The sequence below is a fragment of the Devosia sp. GW821-FHT12F11 genome (assembly GCF_058806655.1).
On the sequence record NZ_JBXAPX010000005.1, the window covers coordinates 194,914 to 213,712 of the forward strand.

Below are 18,799 nucleotides of genomic sequence, written 5' to 3' on the forward strand. Positions count from 1 at the left end.
ATGACCACAATCCACAGCCAGCCTTTACCTTCGGGCAGGTTGTTCACGTCATCTGCCTTGAGGCCTGCGACTTAGGGGCTTCAATCGGCGACTGAAGGGATGGAAACCTTCCGATCGCGGCTGGATCCCTGGTTCGGTCGAGTCCATCAACCTTCCTTCACGGGATTAGCGAGGCGGCGCTTGTGCTTGTGAGTGGCGGGGGCGGGCCCACCATTCATGCTGCCGTGGAGGTAAAAGCGCTGCCACGCCTCCTTCACGGTCTCTGGGTCAGAAGCGGCCAGGCGCGAGTTGAACGCCGTGCGGGATTCGTTCCAGGCCTTGTACTCGGCCGCGAGCTCGGGGTTCGCAGCAAGCGGCTTGATTATCGGCTTGATCTCGTCGAGCGCCAGGTGCGGCATCGGCGTGATGAAGCAGAACGGCTCATCCTTCATGAAGGTGACGCTGCCCGGGCGGGTGAACTGCCAGTTCATGGTGAAGGTAAAGGGCAGCCAGTCGGTCTCGATCAGCCCGTCGAGCGGTGCGATGCCGTCCTTGGGCGTGTTGGGGGCGCCGCGACAGAAGATGCCCCAGCCGGGATCGGTCCGGAACAGGTAGCCGGTGTGAAAGGTGAGGATGCCGTGCTGGAAGTGCGACGAGACGAAATTCTGGAGACTGCCGCCGCCATCGAGCGGCGACAGCGAAATATCCTCGCGGCGGAAGCCGCCGTTCCAGGTGGCCATGAAACTGCGCGGGCTGAGAAGTTCCCAGCCCGATGTGTTCGCGACGGTCAACGGAGTGCAGCGATAAGCAAAGCGCTGGTCGGTGAACTCCATCCACCAGCGGTTGGGGCTGCCCGGCACCATTTCGGGAGCGGTGTCATGAATGCGGTAGCAGGTCAGTCTCGTGGTCATGTCGGTCCAGGCAGGCCAGGTGGAAACGAAATGACCCTGGGCAGTCTCCCGCCCCAGGCCTGGCTTATGGCGAGTTGCCCGGCGGCCCTGGAGGGCCCTCCGGTCCCGCGGGCCCATTCTCTCCGGAGGGCCCCTCGGGGCCGGAGGCGCCGTCGGGGCCCTGCGGGCCTGGGGCGCCATCCAGACCCTTCGGGCCGGTTGGGCCGACTGATCCGCTCCCGCTGCCGCCGCTGCCGGACGTCGGCGGTCGCTTGTCGTTGCCGACGACGACTTCGACTTCGAGCTTCGGACGGCAGGGCGTGGCCAGTGGCCCCTTGGCGCCTCGCTTGATCAGCATGGGGAGGTAGGCTCGAACCGAGCCGTCCGCCACCAGCACGCACTTGCGCACGTACTCGTCGAACACCTGGTGCTGGTGCACACCCGCGGCCATGGCAGCCGGCGTGATGCCGGTCAGAAGCACGGCGATCGTCGTCGCGGAGAGGGGGAGCGTTCGCATGATTGTCCTCCCCATCAGCCATCCGCGCCCGGAGGACCCGGAGGACCCGGAGGCCCCGCGTTGCCCGGCGGACCGATTGGCCCTTCAGGACCATTGTTACCCGGCGGTCCAGCTGGACCGTCGTTGCCCGGCGGGCCTGCGGGACCAGCTGGTCCCCGCGAACCGCCGCCGCCGCCGCCACTGCTGTGCAGAAGGTTGTAGTCACGGAAGACAATTTCGATCTCGGTCGCCGGATCGCACGGTGTGGCAAGCGGCCCGGTCTTGCCGGAGCGGACGAGCTTGGGAATATAGGCGCGGACCGACCCATCCTTGATCAGGATGCATTCACGGACGTACTGATCGAAGATCGGTGACTTCACCACTGACGCCGCCATTGCCGGACTGGTGGCGCCGGCCAACAGGATGACAATCGTGGTGGTCGAGAGAGACAGAGGTAGACTGCGCTTAGGCATGGTTTCTTTCCTCACTGGATGGCCCCCCATCGTGTGACGTCAACTATGGTGCGGTTAAATGCGCCTCCGTTATTGCTGAGGAAGTGTGGGGGTCGCCTGGCGCGACCCCCACACGGGTAGATCAGAACTGACCGGTCAGGCCGGCAGTCGCCTTGAACGACCAGGCATCGCCGAAGGCGAGCACGGTGCCGCCGGTGGCGTTGGCGTCGTTGTAGTCTCCATCGGCGTCGTCGACACCGTTGCCGTCGGCGGTGAGAACGGCTCCGTCCTCGCCCACGAAGCGGGTAGTGGCAACGCGGGACATATATTCCGCGCCGAGCCCGAAGTTGATCTGCATGTTGTCGCTGATATCAGCCGAGAACGTGCTGCTGCCCTTCAGGGTGTAGGCAAAGCCTTCTTCCGGATCGAGGCCGAAGTTGCTCGTCACGCTTTCGTCGACGGTGCCGCCAACGCCGCCGAGGCCGCCGAAGATCGAGGCTTCGGTGGTGGAGTCATACGACGAGGAGGCGTAGTACACACCAGCGCCGAGGCCGAGCGACAGCTTTGCGCCGGTCCACACGTCGAGATCGACGTTGCCGCCAAACACCGCACCTGCGTAGTAGGTGTCGATATTCTCGACGGTGTTCATGTTGAACGTCGGGTACTGGAAGACGTCGGTATTCAAGTAGTCCTGGTTGACCTGGATGGTCGTGTCGGTGGTCGTTTCCGTCCCCATGTAGCGGAAGCTCGGGCCGCCATAGACCGTAAAGGCCACGCCACTATCGTCGGGGGTGGTGCGTTGCGACACGGTGATGTCGCCGCCGGCATAGGCCAGGTCCTGGGTGACGTCGGTGTCGATCTTGGTCCCCTGCAGCTCACCGGAGCCGAGGAAGACGACGCCCTCCGTCGTGGCAATGACGCCAAACGCGTAAGTGCCGTAGTCGCCCTGCGCACCGGAGAGGACGAAACCATCGGCGTTGCTGGCGACGTTGTAGGCCGGCCCAAGAAGTGTGCCAGTACCGGTTGCCAGGCCGCCGCCGGCGTTGACTCCTGCCGTGGCATCGCCCCAATCGCTGGTGGTCGTGCCGACATTGTCCACGTCGAGATCGATGGTGTCGAGGTCGATCTGCCCGGTGGGCATGTTCGGACCATGAACCACCAGATACTGCTCCTCGTTGAGCGTGCGGGACTGGCCGCCGTCGCGCGTCACGAACGAACCAAAGCCCGAGAAGTTGATCGAGGTGCCGTCACCGTTGATGGGCGCACTCATGTCGATGCCGATCGTGCCGCCATAGAGCGGGTTGTCGAGGCCTTCGAAGAGATCGACATCGCCGAGCGTACCCGCGTCGCCATCGTTGGTCACACCCACAGGGGCGGTGTCGGGGATGCCGAATGCGGTGACGCCGCCGTGGATCGACAGCGTGAACAGCGGCTGCTCTTCTTCGATCACGAGGGGAGCAGGTGCGGCAGGATCCGCCGCGATGACAGCAGTCGAAAGCAGCAGCGCTGCATTCAGACCCAATACGAGCGTCTTTGGCCTCATTGACTTGTATCCTTAGTTAATAACGTTCCGAATCATGCTCATTGCCCGCCGCGGCGGTAATGGTGCGTTGTGTGATCGGTTTCGTTTCGAGCCCCATCTGAACACAATCAGTATGAACTCAGTAGATTCACAGCAATGTCGGCAACTGTCGTTTCCTGTCAGTTCCTGACACGTCATGTCACCTTATCAGTACTATGGCGCGCGGGCCTTTACTGAAGGAGAAAGGATGTCGTAATTGTGTTGCAAAATTGCCCACGGCGCGAGTGCCGACGGCCACGCTCGACGAGAGGGGCTCGGCACGAAATGCAGACAGGACATGTTGGGGTAGCCTCGGCTCGTGAGGCAGGTTATCGCGCCCATGCCGGGGTTGCCGTGCACACAGGAGCGCGGCGCCGGCGGATGCTACTCGGTAAACGCGAAGCCCTGGCCGCGAATGGCATGCAGCGGAAGCTGCATGCCGGACCTTTCGGCCCTCCTGCGCAGCCGGCTCGCGATGGTGTCGAGGTGGGCATAGTTGAAGTCATACACATCGGCGCCCATCGCCTCGACGATGGCGCGTCGTTCGACCGTCCTGCCGCGCTCGCTGAACAGCCGTCCCAGGAAGCGCTGCTCCGAGATGGTCAGGCGAAGGCGATGCCCCATGCCGTCGGACAGAACCCAGCCTCCCTCTTCGAGGGCCCAGTTCGCGACCGCCGGGACGGCGGCCGCGGGAAGCTTGGCCAGTCGTTGACTGAGCGACAGTACCGTCGCGGCGAGCTCACGCACATCGACGGGTTTGACCAGGTAGGCGTCGGCGCCGGTCCTGAGGCCATTGACGCGATCGTCGATGGAACCGCGGGCTGTCGCCATGATGATGCCGACCGAGCGCGAGGCGCGCAGGTGCGTGGCGACCGACAGGCCGTCTTCGCCATCGAGCCCAATGTCGAGGATGACGATGTCGGGGGCCCTGGCAGCATATGCCCTGTAGAGCGCGCCCGCGTTGTGAAATCCTTGCACCTCGAGACCGAGCCTCGACAGACCCAGCACCATTTCCTCACGCAGGTCGCCATCGTCATCGACCAGATAGACGAGGGGACCGGCCGCCGAGGCAGCTTGCTTAAGTTCTTGCCCTGTCATTAAAAAAGTCCCATGCCGAGCGTCCTGATATTCGATTCCACCTATTCGTTGCGTTGTCCATTCTGTTTGCATGCGTAGTGCAGCAGCCGGCCTATGCACTTTCGTTGCAGGCAACCGATGGTCTGGCGGCGCCACGCTCGCTCGGCGGCTCTCTCGCCATTCTTGCCGATCCGACCGGCACCCTGACCGTTGACGATGTCGCCGGCGGGCGCCCGGATCTTCAGTTCAAACCGATCCCGGCGATGCTCACGGAAGGTTACCGGAAGGGCGCCCTGTGGGTGCGGTTCTCGCTGTCGGCTCCCCCTGGCCAGGGGCAGTGGCTGCTGCAGATCGAACGCCCCCTGCTTGAGAGTGTCACGCTCTACGTCCCCGATGGAGCGGGACATTTCGTGAGTTCGGCTCCCGGCCGCATCCATCCGAGCGAGAGGAAGGGGGCAGACGCCTACCCGACCATCTTTCCCATCGAGGTGCCGCCCGCGGCGGCCGACTACTATGTCCGTCTACAGTCTTCGACCTCGATGACAACCTCGCTGAACATCTGGCAGGCCGAAGGGTACGCGGAGCATCGAAGACTGGACGACTGGATCATGGCCATGGTGGTCGGATCCATCTTCGTGATGATCCTCACCAACCTGCTCTACGCAGTCTGGCTGAAGGACTCCCTGTACGCCATTTACGTTCCCCTGTTGGTGACATCCTGCCTGATCAGCGTGTTTCACATGGGGTACGCGTCGGAGATCCTGCAGTTCTGGGATGCTAAGACCATACATCTCAGTTGGGGCATTATCGTCTGTCTCTACAGCATCACCATGATGCTGTTCCTCGATCGGTTGTTCGAGTTTCGCAGCAACTGGATCTGGGCAGCCAGATTCTCCCAGCTCGTGATTGCGCTGAACGTCGTCGCGTTGGGGTTTTCGATTGCAGGGCGCTACGGCGACGTCGCGTCTTACGTGTCGCGGTTGCAGCAGTTTTCGCTGATCTTCATAGCGCTCTTCGTGCTCTACCTGCTCATCGTGCGCCGGAAGGATCGATACATCCTGTCGTTCGTCGCCTTTCTTTCCGTGATCGCTGTGCTGCTGGTGATGCAGACGATGTATACCGGAGCCAATCCGCTGCTGCTGGATGGTTCGCTGTCCCGGTTCCTCGCCGGGGGAACGGTCATCCACCTGATCCTGCTCAGCGCCGCCGTTGCCAAGCGCACGCAGCTTGCCGAACGCAGTCTGAGTGAGGAGAAGGACCGCACGATCGCGCTGTCTCGATCCGCCGAGCAGGAGCTGACGCTCAAGGTCAGCGAGAGGACCGCGGCGCTTGCCGCAAGCAATGCCTCGCTGCAGGAGGAGGTGGAGCGGCGTCAGTTGCTGGAAGTGAAGCTCCAGCAATCGCTCGACGCCGTCAACGATGCATTGGCGCAGCAGCGGAACTTCGTCGCCCTGGTCTCGCACGAGTTCCGCGCGCCGCTCGCGGTGATCGCCGCAGCTGCCGACAATCTGTCGCTGGCCGCGACGGAACGAGGCGATCACGTCGGACAACGCGCCGCCAAGATCCGCCAGACGGTCAAACGAATGTCGATGCTGATCGAAAACGTCCTGACCGGCGAGCGCCTCGATGCCGGGTATGCACCGCTCACCACGGTCGAGACGTTCGATCTCAACGAAGTGCTCGCGACCGTCGAGGCCGGCCTTGATGGCGAAGCCGCCGCTCGCCTGCGCTTCGCCTATGGCGAACCGGCGTCGGTAAAGGGCGACCGCAACCTGCTCGAGATCGTGGTGCTGAACCTGATTCAGAACGGCCTGAAATACTCGACCGCGCCCGGCTTGGTGACGGTCCGGCTGTCGGGGGAGCAGGGCAAGGCGTTGGTGACGGTGACGGACGAGGGGCCGGGCATTGCTCCCGGCGACCGCGAATTCATCTTCATGAAGTACTACCGTGCAGCCGGGCAGCGGGCGAGCGGCTCAGGCCTTGGGCTATACGTCTCGAGAGAGATCGCCCGGCAGCACGGCGGCGATCTTTCGCTGGAGGCCAGCGACGCGAGCGGATCGACATTCCGCCTGTGGCTGCCGATCGGCGAGCAGCAGGCGCCTGAGACCCAGCCAGGTGGCAACCAGGCCCTCGGGTCATCGTAGCGCGACGTGCCGCTTGCCCGGGGTTCTCAGTCCGGCGGCAGGATGCCCAGTGCGCTGACGATGGCGATGATGATGGTGCCGATGACGAGTTCGGCTGCCGTGCCGTCCCGTAGTTGCCTTGCCCCCTCGATGCCTTTGGGGATCCGGGGCATGAAGACGTAGCGATTGACGATGGCGATGAGGCACATGCTGCCGACCAGCCCCACCTTGAGGGCAAGAAGCAGCTGATAGGTCGAGCCGAAGCTCAGCTCCACATCGTGCAGCACGAACCAGCTATTGGCGATGCCGCTGCCGAGCGCCAGCGCCACGGCAGCGTGGCCGAGGCCGGAAAAGCGCCGTAGCGCCAGATCGGCGTGCGCGGTGTAGCGCGGGTCGCCGATCTGGCGCAGCAGCAGCACGACCGACAGGAGCGAGCCGAACCAGAAACCGGAGGAGAGCAGGTGCACCACCTGGCTCGCCTGGCTGAGCAGGCCCAGCATCCCCGATGCCGTCATGGCATGCCCGACAAAGGCCAAAGCTGCGAGCTTGAGGGTGGCGCCGAGGGCGAGGGCGCCGCCGCGGCGCGGACCAAGTGCATGGGCGATGCCGACCGCCAGCGCGGACAACAGCAAGTTGACGATCCAGGCGTGGCCGAAGCTGGTGCCGGTCAGCACCAGCGCGATCACCGAGGGGTTGAGGGTATCGGCCCAGCCATCGCCCATGCTGCCTGCCGCGAGGCCCAGCCAGGCGATGGCGCTCGCGAGCAGTAGCCAGGCATTGAACAGGGCGATCCGCCGCGAGGTGGAGAGCAGGCTGTCGCTGAGCGGCTTGGGGGCGATCCAGGTTTCGAACACTGCCGTGCCGAACAGCTGGATCGCCGCCGAGTAATGGAGAAAGCGGGCAATCGAAAGTGCTGTCTCCATTGCCCCTCCAGAGCCTCAGGTGACGTTCAGCTTGTAGCTGCCGGCAACCTTGTGTCCATCGTCCGAAACGGCCGTCCAGTTGACGGTGTATTCGCCGGCGGCGAGCGGCACGGCAAAGCTCACCACCAGCACCTTGGCATCGGCGGCATCGAGGCCGATGCTCGCCTCGTGCACGGTGCCCGCGGCGTCGACGACAGCGACCTTGCTGAACGCGGCGTTGAGCGCCTCCGAGAAGGTGAGCCGCAGCTCGGTGACGGGGGCGGCAGCCGCCGCCGTGACGGCGGCGGCGTCGGCCGCAGCAGGCACCTCGGACAACAGCTTGGCATGGGCGAAGGCGGGGCCGGCGGCGAGCGCCAGCGCCGCGGTGGCGCAGGCGAGATAGGCGAGGCGGAGTGGCCTGGGCAATGTCATCGCGATCTCCTTGCGGGCTTAGTGGCCCGACGCATTGGGGTTCGGAGGCGCGTCGAACACCTCGGGGTTGGGCTCGCCTTCGACGATCAGGTAGCCGGCGAGCCCGCGCTCGGCGCGCGACAGCGCGTGGTCGACCAGCACATAGCGGCCGGGGACCTCGAGCTTGAACTCGACGATATTGGCCGAGCCGGGCGGTACCGAGATACTCTGCACGTTCTCGATCGGCGGGCTGGTGACCGAGCCGAGCTGGTAGGCCTTGTCGAAGATCTCGCCGATGACGTGGAACGACGAGGTGAAATTCGGCCCGCCGACCCCGAAGAACAGGCGCACGGTCTCGCCGACCTTGGCCTTGAGCGGATAGTGGTCGGTGAGGGCGCCGACATGGCCGTTGAACACGAAATATTCCGGCCTCTCGTTGATCAGCTTGTCGTAGCTCTGGGTCAGCAGGCCGGCGGTGCCGAAGCTTTCTTCGGTGTAGATCTCGCCCTGCATCACGTAGAACTCGCGATCGACCGGCGGCAGCCCTTCCTCAGGCTCGACAAGGATCAGCCCGTACATGCCGCTCGAGATGTGCATGGCCACCGGGGCTACCGCGCAGTGATAGACGTAAAGGCCGGGGTTGAGCGCCTTGAAGGTGAAGTGGGTGGCCTCACCCGGGTTCGACATGGTGGCCCCGGCGCCGCCGCCCGGGCCGTTCACCGCATGGAAGTCCACGTTGTGCATCATCATGCTGTTCTCGTGGTTCTTGAGGTGCACCTCGACGGTGTCGCCCACCCGAACGCGCACGAACGGGCCCGGCACGCGGCCGTTGAAGGTCCAGAACTGGTAGGTGGTGCGCTCATCGAGCCGGGCCTCGACCTCGACGGTCTCCAGTTCGACCACCACCGTTTCGGGAGTGCGCCGGGTGATGGGCGGCGGGATGTTGGTCGGATCATGCGCGATGTCGGCGACGCCGTTGTGGACGTTGATGTCGTAGAGGCGTCCGCTGAGCGTATTGGTGGGAACTGCGCCGGTCGCCGGCATCGCGGCGTGGTCCTCGGCCGCAACCAGGGCGGGAGCCGCCATGGCGCCCAGCGTCAGCCCGGCGGTTCCGGCCAACAGGTGCCGGCGCGAAAGATCGACCCGGTCCTCGTCGTGAGCAGTGGTGTCATTGCGCTTTGTCATTGTCGTCCTGCCTTTGTTGAGTGGATGTTCAGTCGGAGTGTTCGTCAGGCTCGGCTGGAGGTTGCATGCCCTCCGGCCGGCCCGCTTTCCTGGGTGTCCGGACGGGGAGGCCTCAGGCCGGGGCCGAAGGCCTCGCCCCAGCCCGGGATTGGCCTACTCGCCGAGCTCGGCAAGGAGCGCCTCGAAGTGCTCCTGCGGCTTCTTGGGGTTCTTGGCGGCCTTGATGGCATCGAGGTTCGAGAGGTCGTCGCCCACCACCACCAGCGCCACCATGCCCATGGCATAGTGCGGGTCGCAGCGGACGGCGTAGATGCCGGGCACCGTGAAGGTCTGGGTGAAGGTCGCGCTGAGCTTGCTCTTGAACGGCTCGGCGCCTGCCGGCAGCATCGCCGGGATCGCCGCGACGTTGTGGCCCTTGTCCACCGAGGTGAAGGTGATGGTATCGCCGACGGCGATCCGCACCAGGTCGGGCTGGAACACCATGGCGCCCTTGTCGCCCTTGTTCAGCATCTCGACCGCGACATCGGCCGCAAGGGCAGGAACGGCTGCCAAGACGAGGGCGATGCCGACTGCCAAACCCGCAAGTTTCATTTTCGTTTCTCCTGTCGAAGCCTGTTTTGGTCACCGCTTGCCGATGACGAGGTCTTCTTAGGAGCGAACCGCGCACGTCACTTTGATCTGGCGCAAACGGCAGGTGCAGTGATTGGGGCACTAGCAATGCTGTCATTGCGGCCCCGGCCGCGCGCGTAACACTGTTCAGCGGGTCCGCCTCATGCTGGTTCCTCATCACAGCGTCCTCAAGCAACTGCCGCCCTTCGCGCGGTTGAGCGAGGCCGACATCGCCGAGGTGCTGGAGAGCGCCGCGAGCCGCCGCTACGGCGTCGGCGCTGTGGTGTTCGAGCAGGGCGGTGTCGCATCGCATTTCAGCGTGCTGCTGCACGGCCGCCTGCGCGTCACGCAGTTGACGGCCTCCGGCGAGCAGGTGGTGGTGCGCATGGTCAACCCGGGCGATATCTTCGGCATCGCCCGCGCCCTCAGGCTCCGCAGCTATCCGGGCACCGCCACCGCGGTGGTCGAGAGCATCGCGCTCAACTGGCCGATGGAACAGTGGGAGCCGCTGGTCGAGCGCTACCCGAGCTTTGCGGCGAGCGCCATTCGGGTCATCGGGGAGCGGCTGCTCGAGGCGCAGTCGCGCGTCCGCGAGATGGCGACCGAAGCGGTCGAGCGGCGGGTCGGCCACACCGTCCTGCGGCTGGCGCAGCAGTCAGGCGTGCGCGAGGCCAACGGCATCCGCATCGATTTCCCGATTTCCAAGCAGGATCTGGCCGAGATGGCCGGTACCACGCTCCACACCGTATCGCGCATACTCACCGCCTGGGAGCATGCCGGCCTTGTCGACACCGGCCGGCAGAAGCTGATGGTCAAGGATCCGCATCGCCTGCTGCTGATCGCCGACGGGATCGAGCCGGGGCTGCTGGGCTGACGCGGCCGGCGATGACGGCGCGCAGGGCGGCCTCGAGCGCCTCGGCTGCGTAGCCGTGTTCGGCGGCGGCATCCTCCAGCCGATGCAGGTCGGCGATCGGGCAGCCGATGCAGTGCATTCGCCAGGCGATGAACACCCTGGTGGTCTCCGGCCACCGTGTCATGACCTGCCGGACCGACAGGCCGTCGAGCTCGTTCTGCATCGCCGCTGACCTCCGCTGCGCCGGGGAGAGGCTAGGCCGCGGCAGCGCCCGTTACCTTGTGCCAGCGCAAAGACGAAAAGCGTCCGATCGGGCACACAGACGTCAATCGCCGCCCGGAAGGTCCCTGCCGATGCTGATCATTGCGCCCCGCACGTCCCCGCACAAACCGATGCCGCGCGGCATCGCCCGCTCGGGGCCGGCGCTGTTGTCCTATGGCTTCCGGCCGTTCTTTCTGCTCGCCGGCCTCCACGCCCTCGTCGCGATGGGGCTCTGGATCGGGGCTCTCGGCGGCGCCTGGAGCATCGGGGGCAGCGAGGGGCCGATTGCCTGGCATGCCCACGAAATGCTGTTCGGCTACGGCACGGCGGCGCTCGCCGGCTTCGTGCTGACCGCAGTCCCCAACTGGACTGGCCGGCTGCCGGTCTCGGGCGCGCCGCTGGCCGGGCTTGCCGGACTGTGGCTGGTGGGGCGCCTTGCCGGCCTGGCCCCGCAACTGCTCGGCGAGCTGCCGAGCGCCGGGCTCGATTGCCTGTTCCTGCCGGCGCTGGCCTTCGTCGTCGTCCGCGAAGTGGTGAGCGGCCGCAACTGGAAGAACCTGCGGGTGGCGGCCGCCATCACCGGGCTGGCGCTGCTGAACCTCGGCTATCACCTGACGCTGGCCTGGGACGCCGATCCATCGGCAGTGCTGCGCCTGACGGTGGCGCTTTACGTGATGCTGGTCGGGCTGATCGGCGGCCGCATCATCCCCAGCTTTACCCGCAACTATCTCAGCAAGCGCAGCGCGAAGCGGCTGCCCGCGTCGGTCGGCCGTTTCGACCAGCTGGCGGTGGGGTTGGCGCTGCTCGCCGGCGCCGCCTGGGCGCTCTGGCCGGATGCCGCTGCGACCGCCGCGCTTTGCGCCGCGGCCGCGTTGGTCCACGTCGTCCGCCTCGCCCGCTGGCAGGGTCTCGCCACGTGGCGGGAGCCGCTGCTGCTGATGCTGCATCTGTCCTACGCCTTCCTGCCGGCCGGCTTCGCCATGCTGGCGCTGGCGAGCCTGGGGCTGGTGTCGCCGGCCTCGGCGCTGCATGTGCTGACCGTCGGGGTGATCGGGCTCACCACCTTCGCCGTGATGGCGCGGGCGAGCCGCGGGCATACCGGCCGGCCGCTCGCCGCCTCGGCTGCCACCACCGCGGCCTATGCCTGCCTGCTGCTGGCGGCCATCTTGCGCCCGCTCGCCGAGGCGGTCCCCGAGGCGTACCACCTGGTGCTGCTGCTGAGCGGGCTGATGTGGCTTGCCGCCTTCGGGCTGTTCGTCGCCGAACACGCGCCGATGCTGCTGAGCGCCTCCCGGCGCTAGCCTGCCGTCTACGCTTATTGTGTCGCGGCCGGGTGGCGGCTACACAGCATCCATGCACCAGCCGCGCTTCAGTAATTCGGATCGCAAGGATCTGCTTGCCGCCGCCGTCACGGCGCTGTGCCTGGTTCTTGCCTCGGGCCTGGCGTTGGCGCCCGAGCCGGTGATTGCGAGCTCGGTCCGCTCGACCCTTTCGATTGTCCTCGCCCTGATCGGGCTGGGCGGCATCCTGTGGCTGCTGCGGGCGCTGCTGGCGGAGCGGAGCGCGGTGGGCAAGGCCACCGAGACGCTCGAGGAGCGCGAGGCGCATCTCAAATCGATCCTCGATACCGTGCTCGACGCCACGGTGGTCATCGATGCCACCGGCATCATGCTGTCGTTCAATGCTTCGGCGGTGCGGCAGTTCGGCTATGCGCCCGACGAGGTCATCGGCCGCAATGTCAGCATGCTGATGCCCGGACCCTATCGCGAGCAGCATGACGGCTACATCGCGCGCTACCTTACCACCGGCGAGAAGCGCATCATCGGCGTCGACCGGGTGGTGGTGGGGCGCCGCAAGGACGGCTCGACCTTCCCGATGAAGCTGGCGGTGGGCCAAATGCGGCAGCGCGACCGGGTGTATTTCACCGGCTTCATCCGCGACCTCACCGAGCGCGAGGAATCGCAGGCCATGCTCGACCAGGCGCGCGGCGAGATCGCGCGGCTCGCCCGCCTCAATGAGCTGGGCGAAATGGCCTCGACCCTCGCGCATGAACTCAACCAGCCGTTGTCGGCGATCGCCAACTACGTCCAGGGGTGCCGGCGCATGCTGGAAAAGCTCGATGACGAGCTGGCCGGACGGATGCGCGGCGCGCTCGACGAGACCGCGCGGCAGGCCCTGCGCGCCGGCGACATCATCCGGCACCTGCGCGAGTTCGTGACGCATGGCGAAACCGACAAGGGGCCGGAGGATATCAACCACCTGCTCGAGGAGGCCGGGGCGCTGGCGCTGGTCGGCTCGCGCGAGCGCGGCATCAAGTCGGTGTTCGATTTCGGCGCCCGGAGCAGCATCGTGGTCGCCGATCGGGTGCAGATCCAGCAGGTGCTGATCAACCTGATGCGCAACGCCATGGAGGCGATGCGCGACAGCGAGACCAAGGAACTGGTGGTGCGCACCCTGCAGGTGTCGCCGGACTGGCTGCGGGTCGAGGTCGCCGATACCGGCCCCGGGATCTCCGATGAAGTCGCACCGCGCCTGTTCCAGCCCTTCGTCACCACCAAGGCCAATGGCATGGGGATCGGCCTGTCGATCTCGAGGCGCATCATCGAGTCGCATGGCGGCGAGCTGACCGTCAGTCGAAACGGGGCAGGGGGCGCGACCTTTGCTTTTACCTTGCCCGCCTACACGGAGGCTCCGGTTGAGCAAGACTGACACCGTTGTTCACATCGTCGCGGGGGCTCCGGTTGAGCACCACTGACACTGTTGTTCACATCGTCGCGGAGGCTCCGGTTGAGCACGACTGACACTGTCGTTCACATCGTCGACGACGAGGAGGCGGTGCGCAACTCGCTGGCCTTCCTGTTGTCGAGCGCCGGCTTTGCGGTGCGCGTGCACGAGAGTGCGACGGCGTTCCTGGTCATTGCCGGCGAGATCGGCAATGGCTGCCTCATCACCGACCTGCGCATGCCCGACATGGACGGGGTGGAGCTGCTGCGGCGGTTACGGGCCGCTGACGCGATGCTGCCGGCCATCGTCATCACCGGCCATGGCGATGTGCAGATGGCGGTGGAGGCGATGAAGAACGGCGCCATCGATTTCATCGAGAAGCCGTTCAGCGACGATGTGCTGATCGAATCGATCACCCGGGCCGCCGGGCGGGCGGCGGAGCGCGTGCAGTCCGATGCGGCGCTGACCCAGGTGCGCCAGCGCGTCGCCTCGCTCAGCGAGCGAGAGCGGCAGGTGCTGAAGGGCGTGGTGGCCGGCCAGCCCAACAAGACCATCGCGCTCGAGCTCGGGATCAGCCCGCGCACCGTCGAGGTCTACCGGGCCGGCCTGATGGGCAAGATGCAAGCGCGGAGCCTGCCTGAACTGGTGCGCATGGTGATGGACGTCGAGATCGACGGCTGAGCGTTTGATCTGGCTCAAAGGACGGCTGGGCCCGTCGGGCATGATGGACGGGTCTCCCTTCAGCCCGATCCACAGGAACCAGCCATGGCCGCAGGCCGCATCCTCGTCGTTGCACCCAACGATGAACTCCGTCGTTCCCTCGCCTTCGCGCTCGAAGCCGAAGGCTATGAGGTGACGGCGCGCAGCGAGCTGCCCTACCACGGCTGGGTCGCCGAGAAGGCTTTTGACGCGACGGTGCTCGACCAGAGCGCGCTGACCGGCACCGAGTACGAGAGCATCGCCTTCTGCGTGAAGGCGCATCCGGTGGTGCTGCTGGCGATCCGCCCGCATTCCTGGCTGGTGGAGTGGGTGTCCGACATCGTCGAAATGCCGGTGATCGGCAACGCCGTCACCAGTGCGCTCGACCGGGCGATAGTGACGGCAGGGTAGGGGCTTGCATACTCGCCGTCGGGATTTTCCCCCGCAAGCTGGAGAGGCTGCGCCGACTGGCAGTCCCCTCAGCTCACCGTCCCCGGCAGGTTGGCCATCAGCTCGTGCTCGTGGCGGACGTGGCGGCGCAGGCATTCGAAGAAGCCGCGCAGCATATAGCCCGTCGCCTCGGGAGCCAGCACCGGCCGGCGGCAGCCGAGCAGTTGCAGCTCGTACTGCACTTCCTCGGCGAAGCACTCGTCCTCGAGGTGTTCGAGCCGCAACTGCTCGACCACCGTCGCGCCGCTGGCATGGGTCGCGAGGATGCGCGGGAACAGCACCGCCTCCTCGGCGGCATGGGCGCTCCGGAGCACCGGCCCGATCAACTGCGCCGCCCTGAGGCAGCGCTGGTGGTTGAGGCCATAGGGCAGGGAGTCGGCGATCTCCTCCAGCACGTCGCACAGCGCCAGCTGCTGGGCGAAGGAGTCGCGCAAGTCTGTCTCGAGCCGTTGGCTCTGTTTCAACCGCACCTGCATCTTGCCTGACCCTTCCTCGTCTGCGTCGCTTCGGCAAGCAAATGCCCAGGCGGCGTCGCGGGTGTTGATCTGGATCAAAATTTCCCGGGGCAGGGCTCGTAGGGTGCAGCCATCTCATTGTGCAGCATCACGGGGGCCGCTTTGCAGAATCTGCCTTGGATCATCATCCTGGGAGGGGGCACATTCCTGTCGCTCGTCCTGTCCGGGCTCGGACAGGATGCGGCCTTCTCGGCGCATTGGGGCATCATCGCCGCGGTGCTCGGTCTTGGCACCATCATCCTGATGCGCCGGCCGGCGCAGCCGGCGCCTGCGGGGGGCGCGGTGACGGCCAATGCGGCCGATCCCGATGCGCCGGTCTATTTCGATGCGCCGATCAAGATCGGCTCGATCCTCACCGTGTTCTGGGGCTGCGTCGGCTTTCTGGTCGGCGTCGCCATCGCGCTGCAGCTGGCCTGGCCGGAGCTGAATTTCGGGCCGTGGTTCAACTTCGGGCGCATGCGGCCGCTGCACACTTCGGCAGTGGTGTTCGCGTTCGGCGGCACGGCCTTGATAACCACCAGCTTCTACGTGGTGCAGCGCACCTCGCGCGCCCGGCTGATCAGCGACAACCTCGCCTGGTTCGTGTTCTGGGGCTACCAGCTGTTCATCGTCATGGCGGCGACCGGGTACCTGCTCGGCATCACGCAGAGCCGCGAATATGCCGAGCCCGAATGGTATGTGGACGTGTGGCTGACCATCGTCTGGGTCGGATACCTGGTGCTGTTCCTGGGCACCCTCATCAAGCGCAAAGAGCCGCATATCTATGTGGCCAACTGGTTCTACCTGGCGTTCATCGTGACCATTGCCATGCTGCACGTGGTCAACAATCTCGCCGTACCGGTGAGCCTGCTCGGTTCGAAAAGCTATTCGCTGTTTTCGGGCGTGCAGGATGCGCTGACCCAGTGGTGGTACGGCCACAATGCCGTCGGCTTCTTCCTCACCGCCGGGTTCCTCGGCATGATGTACTACTACATGCCCAAGCAGGCCGGACGCCCGGTCTACAGCTATCGGCTGTCGATCATCCACTTCTGGGCGCTGATCTTTCTCTACATCTGGGCCGGTCCGCATCACCTGCACTACACGGCGCTGCCCGACTGGGCGCAGACGCTCGGCATGGTGTTTTCGATCATGCTGTGGATGCCCAGCTGGGGCGGCATGATCAACGGGCTGATGACGCTGCGCGGCGCCTGGGACAAGGTCCGCACCGACCCGATCATCCGCATGATGGTGATCGCCATCGCCTTCTACGGCATGTCGACCTTCGAAGGTCCGGTGATGTCGATCAAATCGGTGAACGGGCTCAGCCACTATACCGACTGGACCATCGGCCACGTGCACTCGGGGGCGCTCGGCTGGGTCGGCATGATCTCGTTCGCGGCGGTCTATTTCATGGTGCCGCGGCTATGGGGACGGAAGCAACTCTACTCGCAGCGCATGGTCAACTGGCACTTCTGGCTCGCGACCACCGGCATCGTCATCTACGCCGCGGTGATGTGGGTCTCGGGCATCATGCAGGGCCTGATGTGGCGCGAGTACGATGCGGAGGGTTTCCTCGTCTACTCGTTCGCCGAGACCGTCGCCGCGCTCCACCCGTACTACATCGCCCGGGCCTTCGGCGGCATGCTCTATCTCGCCGGCGGACTGGTGATGGCCTTCAACATCTGGATGACCATCCGCGGCCGCGTCCGCAACGAGCGTCCGATCCCCACCACCCAGCTGCAGCCGGCCGAATAGGAGCGCGCGAACCATGGATATTCTTGGCAAACACGGCGTCATCGAACGCAACGCCACGCTGCTTCTCACCTTGTCGCTAGTCGTCGTCTGCATCGGCGGCATCGTCGAAGTGGCGCCCCTGTTCTACTTCCAGAACACCATCGAGAAGGTGGAGGGGATGCGCCCCTACACCCCGCTCGAGCTGGCGGGGCGCGACGTCTACATCCGCGAGGGCTGCTACACCTGCCACAGCCAGATGATCCGGCCGTTCCGCGACGAGACCGAGCGCTATGGCCATTACTCGCTGGCGGCGGAGTCGATGTACGACCATCCGTTCCAGTGGGGCAGCAAACGCACCGGGCCCGATCTCGCCCGGGTCGGCGGCCGCTACTCGGATGAATGGCATGTCGAGCACCTGAGCAACCCGCAGGCGCTGGTGCCCGAGTCGATCATGCCCAAATACGGGTTCCTCGCCGACACCCCGCTCGATACCCGCAACACTGCCGCCAGTCTCAAGGCCAACGCGGCGGTGGGGGTGCCCTACAGCGAGGACGCCATCGCCAACGCGGAACGCGACCTCGTGGCCCAGGCGACGCCGGATGCCGACACCTCGGGGCTTTTGGAGCGCTACAGCAACGTGCGCGCCGAGGATTTCGACGGCAACCCGAAACGGATCACCGAGATGGATGCGCTGGTCGCCTATCTCCAGATGCTCGGCACGCTGGTCGATTTTTCGACCTACGACGCCGAGGCCAATTACCGCTAAGCGAGCGAACCCATGCCAACCGAACATTACGACATGCTCCGGCACTTCGCCGACAGCTGGGGCCTCCTCTACATGATGGCGATCTTTCTCGCCGTGGTGTTTTTCCTCGTGCGCCCCGGCGCCAGGGCCAGCGCCAGGGCGGCGGCGCGCATCCCGCTCGACGATACCCTGCCGCACGACCGGGAGGCCGGGCGATGAGCGGCAAGGATATCGACAAGCTCAGCGGCATCGAGACCACCGGGCACGAGTGGGACGGCATCAAGGAGCTCAACAATCCGCTGCCGCGCTGGTGGCTGTGGACCTTCTACGGCTGCATCGTGTTCGCGCTGGGCTACACCGTCGTCTTTCCGGCCTGGCCGATGCTCTCCTCGGCGACCACCGGGCTGCTCGGCTATTCGAGCCGCGCCGATCTCGACGCCGATCTCGCGGCCGCCAAGGCCGCGCAGGGCGACATGCTCGAGGCGGTGACGACCACCCCGGTGGCCGACATCCTCAAGGACGACGGCCTCGCGCGCTTTGCCCGGGCCGGCGGCCAATCGCTCTACAAGGTCTATTGCTCGCAGTGCCATGGCACCGGCGCCACCGGCAGCGCCGGCTACCCCAACCTCAACGACGACGAGTGGGTGTGGGGCGGCACGATCGAGCAGATCTACGCCACCATCACGCACGGCGCGCGCTCACCGACCGATGCCGACACCCACTACAACATCATGCCGAACTTCGGCGCCGACGGCATTCTGGGCGCCGAGGATATCGACCGGGTGGCCAAACAGGTCGCCTCGCTCTCGGGCATCGAGGGTGGTGAGGCGAGCCCGGAAGGCAAGCAGCTGTTTACCGACAACTGCGCCAGCTGCCACGGCGACGATGGTGCCGGCCTGGTCGATGTCGGAGGACCGTCGCTGAACGACCAGATCTGGCTCTATGGCGGCACGATCGAAGCGATCCGGGCGCAGATCAGCCAGCCCCGCCACGGCGTCATGCCGGCCTGGGGCGTACGATTGGGCGACACCGCGGTGAAGCAGCTTGCGGTTTACGTGCACGGTCTGGGTGGCGGTCAATAGGGGCATTGCTCCGCCACCGAGGGGAAGGGGGGCGGCCGCAAGCGCCCCCCTTTTTCCCGTTGGGTAGGGGCG

Annotated in this window: 21 protein-coding genes; 10 read left to right on the forward strand and 11 right to left on the reverse strand. The window is 65.7% G+C overall.

Going from position 1 to position 18,799, the window contains the following annotated elements:
- Positions 1-146 precede the first annotated feature (146 nt).
- From AC1ROK_RS16400 to AC1ROK_RS16420, 5 genes are all read right to left on the reverse strand, one after another.
- A complete protein-coding gene (locus AC1ROK_RS16400) occupies positions 147-890 on the reverse strand; it encodes a DUF6065 family protein (RefSeq protein WP_492848778.1) in 744 nt (247 codons plus the stop codon).
- A 64-nt stretch (positions 891-954) separates the two neighbouring features.
- On the reverse strand, positions 955-1,386 hold the full coding sequence (locus AC1ROK_RS16405) for a hypothetical protein (protein WP_492848780.1): 432 nt from the start codon (positions 1,384-1,386) through the stop codon (positions 955-957).
- Positions 1,387-1,400: 14 nt separating this feature from the next.
- Positions 1,401-1,838 carry a hypothetical protein gene (locus AC1ROK_RS16410; RefSeq protein WP_492848782.1) on the reverse strand — a complete coding sequence of 146 codons (438 nt, stop codon included), beginning with the start codon at positions 1,836-1,838 and terminating at the stop codon, positions 1,401-1,403.
- Between the two features lie 121 nt (positions 1,839-1,959).
- Positions 1,960-3,360, reverse strand: coding sequence for a hypothetical protein (locus AC1ROK_RS16415; RefSeq protein ID WP_492848784.1), 1,401 nt, complete (start codon positions 3,358-3,360; stop codon positions 1,960-1,962).
- A 402-nt stretch (positions 3,361-3,762) separates the two neighbouring features.
- The gene (locus AC1ROK_RS16420) at positions 3,763-4,476 is read right to left on the reverse strand and encodes a response regulator transcription factor (RefSeq protein WP_492848786.1); all 714 of its coding nucleotides are present in this window, start codon (positions 4,474-4,476) and stop codon (positions 3,763-3,765) included.
- A 77-nt stretch (positions 4,477-4,553) separates the two neighbouring features.
- On the opposite strand from AC1ROK_RS16420, the gene AC1ROK_RS16425 reads away from it, so the two are divergent.
- On the forward strand, positions 4,554-6,599 hold the full coding sequence (locus AC1ROK_RS16425; protein ID WP_492848788.1) for a sensor histidine kinase: 2,046 nt from the start codon (positions 4,554-4,556) through the stop codon (positions 6,597-6,599).
- Positions 6,600-6,625: 26 nt separating this feature from the next.
- Here the strand turns inward: AC1ROK_RS16425 and copD are convergent, their stop codons facing one another.
- The 4 genes from copD to AC1ROK_RS16445 all read right to left on the reverse strand — a co-directional run bounded on the left by copD (position 6,626) and on the right by AC1ROK_RS16445 (position 9,667).
- Positions 6,626-7,501 carry a copper homeostasis membrane protein CopD gene (copD, locus tag AC1ROK_RS16430; protein ID WP_492848790.1) on the reverse strand — a complete coding sequence of 292 codons (876 nt, stop codon included), beginning with the start codon at positions 7,499-7,501 and terminating at the stop codon, positions 6,626-6,628.
- 15 nt (positions 7,502-7,516) lie between these two features.
- Positions 7,517-7,912: a copper resistance protein CopC gene (locus AC1ROK_RS16435; RefSeq protein ID WP_492848792.1), complete on the reverse strand. Its 396-nt coding sequence runs from the start codon at positions 7,910-7,912 to the stop codon at positions 7,517-7,519.
- Between the two features lie 18 nt (positions 7,913-7,930).
- Positions 7,931-9,076, reverse strand: a complete 1,146-nt coding sequence (nirK, locus tag AC1ROK_RS16440) for a copper-containing nitrite reductase (protein WP_492848794.1) — start codon at positions 9,074-9,076, stop codon at positions 7,931-7,933.
- A gap of 153 nt (positions 9,077-9,229) precedes the next feature.
- On the reverse strand, positions 9,230-9,667 hold the full coding sequence (locus AC1ROK_RS16445; RefSeq protein WP_492848796.1) for a pseudoazurin: 438 nt from the start codon (positions 9,665-9,667) through the stop codon (positions 9,230-9,232).
- Between the two features lie 181 nt (positions 9,668-9,848).
- Here AC1ROK_RS16445 and AC1ROK_RS16450 point away from each other — a divergent pair, with 181 nt between their 5' ends.
- Positions 9,849-10,559 carry a Crp/Fnr family transcriptional regulator gene (locus tag AC1ROK_RS16450; protein WP_492848798.1) on the forward strand — a complete coding sequence of 237 codons (711 nt, stop codon included), beginning with the start codon at positions 9,849-9,851 and terminating at the stop codon, positions 10,557-10,559.
- On the opposite strand, the gene AC1ROK_RS16455 is transcribed toward AC1ROK_RS16450, so the two are convergent.
- Positions 10,498-10,761 carry a DUF1858 domain-containing protein gene (locus AC1ROK_RS16455; RefSeq protein WP_492848800.1) on the reverse strand — a complete coding sequence of 88 codons (264 nt, stop codon included), beginning with the start codon at positions 10,759-10,761 and terminating at the stop codon, positions 10,498-10,500. The two genes, AC1ROK_RS16450 and AC1ROK_RS16455, sit on opposite strands and share 62 nt — an antisense overlap.
- Positions 10,762-10,891: 130 nt before the next feature.
- Between AC1ROK_RS16455 and AC1ROK_RS16460 the strand changes: the two genes are divergently transcribed.
- The 4 genes from AC1ROK_RS16460 to AC1ROK_RS16475 all read left to right on the forward strand — a co-directional run bounded on the left by AC1ROK_RS16460 (position 10,892) and on the right by AC1ROK_RS16475 (position 14,633).
- A complete protein-coding gene (locus tag AC1ROK_RS16460) occupies positions 10,892-12,100 on the forward strand; it encodes an NnrS family protein (RefSeq protein ID WP_492848802.1) in 1,209 nt (402 codons plus the stop codon).
- A 52-nt stretch (positions 12,101-12,152) separates the two neighbouring features.
- The gene (locus AC1ROK_RS16465) at positions 12,153-13,508 is read left to right on the forward strand and encodes a sensor histidine kinase (RefSeq protein WP_492848804.1); all 1,356 of its coding nucleotides are present in this window, start codon (positions 12,153-12,155) and stop codon (positions 13,506-13,508) included.
- Between the two features lie 78 nt (positions 13,509-13,586).
- Positions 13,587-14,204, forward strand: a complete 618-nt coding sequence (gene fixJ / locus AC1ROK_RS16470) for a response regulator FixJ (RefSeq protein WP_492848806.1) — start codon at positions 13,587-13,589, stop codon at positions 14,202-14,204.
- Positions 14,205-14,288: 84 nt separating this feature from the next.
- Complete coding sequence (locus tag AC1ROK_RS16475; RefSeq protein ID WP_492848808.1) at positions 14,289-14,633, forward strand: ANTAR domain-containing protein; 345 nt, start codon at positions 14,289-14,291, stop codon at positions 14,631-14,633.
- 68 nt (positions 14,634-14,701) lie between these two features.
- Here AC1ROK_RS16475 and AC1ROK_RS16480 read toward each other — a convergent pair whose 3' ends face one another.
- On the reverse strand, positions 14,702-15,106 hold the full coding sequence (locus tag AC1ROK_RS16480) for a hemerythrin domain-containing protein (protein ID WP_492848810.1): 405 nt from the start codon (positions 15,104-15,106) through the stop codon (positions 14,702-14,704).
- Between the two features lie 183 nt (positions 15,107-15,289).
- Between AC1ROK_RS16480 and ccoN the strand changes: the two genes are divergently transcribed.
- Genes ccoN through ccoP form a run of 4 tightly spaced genes read left to right on the forward strand, consistent with a single transcriptional unit; the run spans position 15,290 to position 18,727 of the window.
- On the forward strand, positions 15,290-16,921 hold the full coding sequence (gene ccoN / locus AC1ROK_RS16485; RefSeq protein ID WP_492848812.1) for a cytochrome-c oxidase, cbb3-type subunit I: 1,632 nt from the start codon (positions 15,290-15,292) through the stop codon (positions 16,919-16,921).
- 13 nt (positions 16,922-16,934) lie between these two features.
- On the forward strand, positions 16,935-17,666 hold the full coding sequence (gene ccoO / locus AC1ROK_RS16490; RefSeq protein ID WP_492848814.1) for a cytochrome-c oxidase, cbb3-type subunit II: 732 nt from the start codon (positions 16,935-16,937) through the stop codon (positions 17,664-17,666).
- A gap of 12 nt (positions 17,667-17,678) precedes the next feature.
- Positions 17,679-17,864 carry a cbb3-type cytochrome c oxidase subunit 3 gene (locus AC1ROK_RS16495; protein WP_492848816.1) on the forward strand — a complete coding sequence of 62 codons (186 nt, stop codon included), beginning with the start codon at positions 17,679-17,681 and terminating at the stop codon, positions 17,862-17,864.
- Entirely contained in the window at positions 17,861-18,727 is an 867-nt protein-coding gene (gene ccoP / locus AC1ROK_RS16500; RefSeq protein WP_492848818.1) for a cytochrome-c oxidase, cbb3-type subunit III, read from the forward strand. The genes AC1ROK_RS16495 and ccoP overlap by 4 nt, the downstream gene beginning before the upstream one ends.
- Positions 18,728-18,799 lie beyond the last annotated feature (72 nt).

What these genes read in the sequence shown, in the direction of transcription:
- AC1ROK_RS16435 (WP_492848792.1), bottom strand. Translation starts at nt 7,912, where the DNA reads ATGACATTGCCCAGGCCACTCCGCCTCGCCTATCTCGCCTGCGCCACC.
- copD (WP_492848790.1), bottom strand. Translation starts at nt 7,501, where the DNA reads ATGGAGACAGCACTTTCGATTGCCCGCTTTCTCCATTACTCGGCGGCG.
- AC1ROK_RS16410 (WP_492848782.1), bottom strand. Translation starts at nt 1,838, where the DNA reads ATGCCTAAGCGCAGTCTACCTCTGTCTCTCTCGACCACCACGATTGTC.
- AC1ROK_RS16475 (WP_492848808.1), top strand. Translation starts at nt 14,289, where the DNA reads ATGGCCGCAGGCCGCATCCTCGTCGTTGCACCCAACGATGAACTCCGT.
- AC1ROK_RS16455 (WP_492848800.1), bottom strand. Translation starts at nt 10,761, where the DNA reads ATGCAGAACGAGCTCGACGGCCTGTCGGTCCGGCAGGTCATGACACGG.
- ccoP (WP_492848818.1), top strand. Translation starts at nt 17,861, where the DNA reads ATGAGCGGCAAGGATATCGACAAGCTCAGCGGCATCGAGACCACCGGG.
- AC1ROK_RS16400 (WP_492848778.1), bottom strand. Translation starts at nt 890, where the DNA reads ATGACCACGAGACTGACCTGCTACCGCATTCATGACACCGCTCCCGAA.
- ccoO (WP_492848814.1), top strand. Translation starts at nt 16,935, where the DNA reads ATGGATATTCTTGGCAAACACGGCGTCATCGAACGCAACGCCACGCTG.
- AC1ROK_RS16495 (WP_492848816.1), top strand. Translation starts at nt 17,679, where the DNA reads ATGCCAACCGAACATTACGACATGCTCCGGCACTTCGCCGACAGCTGG.
- AC1ROK_RS16460 (WP_492848802.1), top strand. Translation starts at nt 10,892, where the DNA reads ATGCTGATCATTGCGCCCCGCACGTCCCCGCACAAACCGATGCCGCGC.
- AC1ROK_RS16420 (WP_492848786.1), bottom strand. Translation starts at nt 4,476, where the DNA reads ATGACAGGGCAAGAACTTAAGCAAGCTGCCTCGGCGGCCGGTCCCCTC.
- AC1ROK_RS16405 (WP_492848780.1), bottom strand. Translation starts at nt 1,386, where the DNA reads ATGCGAACGCTCCCCCTCTCCGCGACGACGATCGCCGTGCTTCTGACC.
- AC1ROK_RS16415 (WP_492848784.1), bottom strand. Translation starts at nt 3,360, where the DNA reads ATGAGGCCAAAGACGCTCGTATTGGGTCTGAATGCAGCGCTGCTGCTT.
- nirK (WP_492848794.1), bottom strand. Translation starts at nt 9,076, where the DNA reads ATGACAAAGCGCAATGACACCACTGCTCACGACGAGGACCGGGTCGAT.
- AC1ROK_RS16445 (WP_492848796.1), bottom strand. Translation starts at nt 9,667, where the DNA reads ATGAAACTTGCGGGTTTGGCAGTCGGCATCGCCCTCGTCTTGGCAGCC.
- AC1ROK_RS16450 (WP_492848798.1), top strand. Translation starts at nt 9,849, where the DNA reads ATGCTGGTTCCTCATCACAGCGTCCTCAAGCAACTGCCGCCCTTCGCG.
- AC1ROK_RS16465 (WP_492848804.1), top strand. Translation starts at nt 12,153, where the DNA reads ATGCACCAGCCGCGCTTCAGTAATTCGGATCGCAAGGATCTGCTTGCC.